General features: G+C 39.6%; 2 protein-coding genes. Both read left to right on the forward strand.

What is annotated here, in order from left to right; all coding sequences use genetic code 11:
- The coding region (locus QZ413_RS09385) for a DNA gyrase subunit B (RefSeq protein ID WP_297079588.1) at positions 1-1,402 on the forward strand (1,402 nt) is incomplete at its 5' end.
- A gap of 21 nt (positions 1,403-1,423) precedes the next feature.
- Positions 1,424-3,898, forward strand: coding sequence for a DNA gyrase subunit A (gyrA, locus tag QZ413_RS09390; RefSeq protein ID WP_297079590.1), 2,475 nt, complete (start codon positions 1,424-1,426; stop codon positions 3,896-3,898).
- The last annotated feature ends 294 nt before the right edge of the window (positions 3,899-4,192 follow it).

The following is a 4,192-nucleotide window of genomic DNA, read 5'->3' on the forward strand; positions in this document are numbered from 1 at the left end:
CTTCCAAGAAACTACAGAGTTTAATTTTGAAAAATTAGCCACTCGTGTTCGTGAACTAGCCTTTTTAAATCGCGGTCTGCATATTTCCATTGAGGATCGTCGTGTTGAAGAAGAAGTAGTTTTACGCGAATTTCATTATGAGGGTGGAATTAAAAGTTACGTCGAGCATTTAAATGCTACAAAAACGGTACTTTTTCCAGAACCGATCTATCTTGAAGGTAACCAACAGGATATCAGTGTCGAAGTTTCAATGCAGTATACGGATGGATATCACGCAAACCTATTAAGTTTTGCCAACAATATCCACACATATGAAGGTGGAACACATGAATCGGGTTTCAAAACAGCACTGACTCGTGTCATCAATGATTATGCACGTAAACAAAAGTTGATGAAAGAAAACGATGATAATTTGACTGGAGAAGATGTTCGTGAAGGATTGACTGCTGTCATTTCGATCAAACATCCTGATCCTCAATTTGAAGGTCAAACAAAAACGAAATTAGGAAATTCTGAAGTCCGAACTGTAACGGATCGATTGTTCTCAGAGCATTTTTCGAAGTTTTTATTTGAAAATCCTACTGTTGGCCGTCAAATCGTAGAAAAAGGAATGCTTGCTTCTAAAGCACGTCTAGCTGCGAAAAGAGCGCGGGAAGTGACACGTCGTAAAGGCGCCTTAGAAATCAGTAGTCTCCCAGGCAAACTGGCAGATTGTTCAAGTCGTGAACCAGAAAAATGTGAATTATTTATCGTGGAGGGAGATTCTGCCGGAGGATCGGCTAAACAAGGCCGTGATCGAGAATTCCAAGCAATCTTACCAATTCGCGGGAAAATCTTAAATGTAGAAAAAGCAACAATGGATAAAATTTTAGCCAACGAAGAGATCCGTTCATTATTTACAGCAATGGGGACAGGTTTTGGTGGCGATTTTGATGTATCAAAAGCACGTTATCACAAATTGGTGATCATGACAGATGCCGATGTCGACGGTGCTCACATTCGGACTTTGTTATTAACATTATTTTATCGCTACATGCGCCCAATCGTCGAGGCAGGATATGTTTATATTGCGCAGCCTCCTTTATATGGAGTAAAACAAGGTAAAAATATCACGTACGTTCAACCTGGTAAACGTGCAGAAGAAGAATTACAACGTGTAGTTTCTGAACTACCAGCTTCTCCAAAACCAAGTGTGCAACGATACAAAGGATTAGGTGAAATGGATGACCATCAATTATGGGAAACGACGATGGATCCAGAAAACCGTATGATGTTACAAGTAACAGTCGATGATGCAATCGAAGCGGATCAGATATTTGAAATGTTAATGGGAGACCGAGTAGAACCACGCCGTGCATTTATTGAAGAGAATGCGCATTACGTGAAAAACTTAGACATCTAACCTTAGAGGAGGAACTACCTATTGAGTGAAGAAATTAAACAAAATATCCAACATGTGAACTTAACGAGTGAAATGAAGGACTCATTTATTGACTATGCAATGAGTGTCATCGTTGCTCGGGCACTTCCTGATGTACGTGATGGATTAAAACCAGTTCACCGTCGTATTTTATACGGAATGAACGAACTAGGTGTTACACCAGATCGTGCGCATAAAAAATCAGCACGTATCGTAGGGGATGTCATGGGTAAATATCATCCTCATGGTGATAGTGCAATCTACGAATCTATGGTACGTATGGCGCAGCCTTTTAGTTACCGTTATATGCTTGTAGATGGTCACGGAAACTTTGGTTCTGTCGATGGTGATGGTGCTGCAGCAATGCGTTATACAGAAGCACGGATGAGTCGTTTGGCTGTTGAAATGTTAAGAGATATCAATAAAGATACTGTCGATTTCCAAAGTAACTATGATGATACAGAACGCGAACCAGCTGTTTTACCAGCACGTTTTCCCAATCTTTTAGTCAATGGAACAACAGGGATTGCTGTGGGAATGGCTACAAATATTCCGCCTCATAACCTAAATGAAGTGATCGCAGCGATCGATTTAGTGATGGAAAATCCAGAAGTAACAACCAGTGAATTGATGGAAGTCTTGCCTGGGCCAGATTTTCCGACAGGTGGAATCGTGATGGGAAAATCTGGTATCCGTCGTGCATATGAGACAGGTAAAGGTTCTATCATTGTTCGAGGCCGAGTGGAAATCGACGAAATGAAAAATGGGAAAGAACGTATCCTGATCACAGAATTACCTTATATGGTCAATAAAGCGAAATTGATTGAGCGTATCTCAGAGCTACATCGTGATAAACGAATAGAAGGAATTACTGCACTACGTGATGAATCAAGTCGTGCAGGGATGCGGATCGTGATCGAGGTTCGTCGTGACGTCAGTGCGTCCGTTATTTTAAACAACATTTACAAAATGACAGCTTTACAATCATCATTTGGATTTAACATGTTAGCCATCGAAAAAGGTGTACCAAAAGTATTGAGTGTAAAACGTATCTTAGAAGATTACTTAGAGCATCAAAAAGAAGTAATCACTAGACGGACACGTTTTGATAAAGCAAAAGCTGAAGCGAGAGCACATATCCTTGAAGGATTGCGGATTGCATTAGATCATATCGATGAAATCATTGCGATGATTCGTGCTGCCAAAGCCGATGACGAAGCAAAACAAGCATTGATCGCACGTTTTGAATTTTCAGATCGCCAAGCACAAGCAATCTTAGATATGCGTTTGCGCCGTTTGACTGGTTTAGAACGTGATAAAATCGAGAATGAGTACCAAGAACTATTGAAATTGATTGCTGATCTTGAAGACATCCTAGCACGCCCAGAACGCGTGTTAGAAATCATAAAAGAAGAGTTGCATGAATTAGGGACACGGTTTGGTGACAAACGTCGTACAGAGTTATTAGTGGGAGAAGTATTGTCTTTAGAAGATGAGGACTTGATCGAAGAAGAAGAGATCGTGATCACGCTGACTAATAATGGGTACATCAAACGTTTAGCAAAAAGCGAGTTTCGCTCTCAACGTCGCGGTGGACGCGGTGTGCAAGGGATGGGCGTACATGATGAAGACTTTGTTAAAAATCTAGTTTCATGTTCTACGCATGATACTTTACTTTATTTCACCAATGCTGGGAAAGTTTATAAAGCTAAAGGATACGAAATTCCAGAGTACGGACGTACAGCCAAAGGAATTCCAGTTATCAATCTCCTTGGAATCGATTCTAGCGAGCGTATCCAAGCGATCGTACCTGTTTCGAAACAAGAAAATATGGAAGACGAATACTTATTCTTCACAACTCGTTTAGGTGTAGTCAAACGTACCTCAGTAGCAGCATTCTCAAACATTAGAAGTAATGGATTAATTGCGATTGGCTTAAAAGAAAATGACGAATTAGTCAATGTACTACAAACAAAAGGTCAAAACGCAATTATCATTGGGACACATCTAGGTTATTCTGTAACGTTTGCTGAATCAGCTGTGCGTGATATGGGAAGAATGGCCGCTGGAGTTCGAGGTATTCGTTTACGAGATGAAGACTATGTAGTTGGTTCGGCTATTTTACATGAAGATAGCGAAGTTCTTGTGATTACGGAAAATGGATACGGAAAACGCACAGCAAGTCAAGAATATCCAATCAAAGGTCGTGGTGGTAAAGGAATCAAAACGGCTAATATTACAGAAAAAAATGGACCTTTAACAGGTTTGGCGACAGTTAGTGGCGATGAAGATATTCTAATGATCACTAATAAAGGTGTCATTATTCGGTTTAATGTTGCGAGTGTTTCGCAAACTGGACGTTCAACGTTAGGTGTTCGTCTCATGAAAATGGAAAATGGTGCAAAGGTAGTGACAATGGCTACCGTAGAACCAGAAGAATTGGAATTATCAAGCGAAGAAGAATCTTCTGAAGCTTAAGTTTAAAACATATTTTGCATATAATAGTAATCCCAAAAAATTGGAGTGAGGCTCTAATTTTTTGGGATATTTTTTTATTTTGCGTATTTAATTACGATGGGGAAGAAAAAAGATATAACTTGCTTTTTCATGAGAATAGATGTATAATTTTTATTTGTGAGTAGTCCAAACAGACAACTCTCTCTGCCCTTAGAGCAATAAGGGCCAAAGTCCATAGGGAGGTGAAAAATCAATGGAAAATTCGAAATATGAAATCTTATATATTATTCGTCCAAACATTGATGAAGAAGCAAA

The sequence above is a fragment of the uncultured Enterococcus sp. genome (genome assembly GCF_913775425.1).
Lineage (GTDB): Bacteria > Bacillota > Bacilli > Lactobacillales > Enterococcaceae > Enterococcus_G.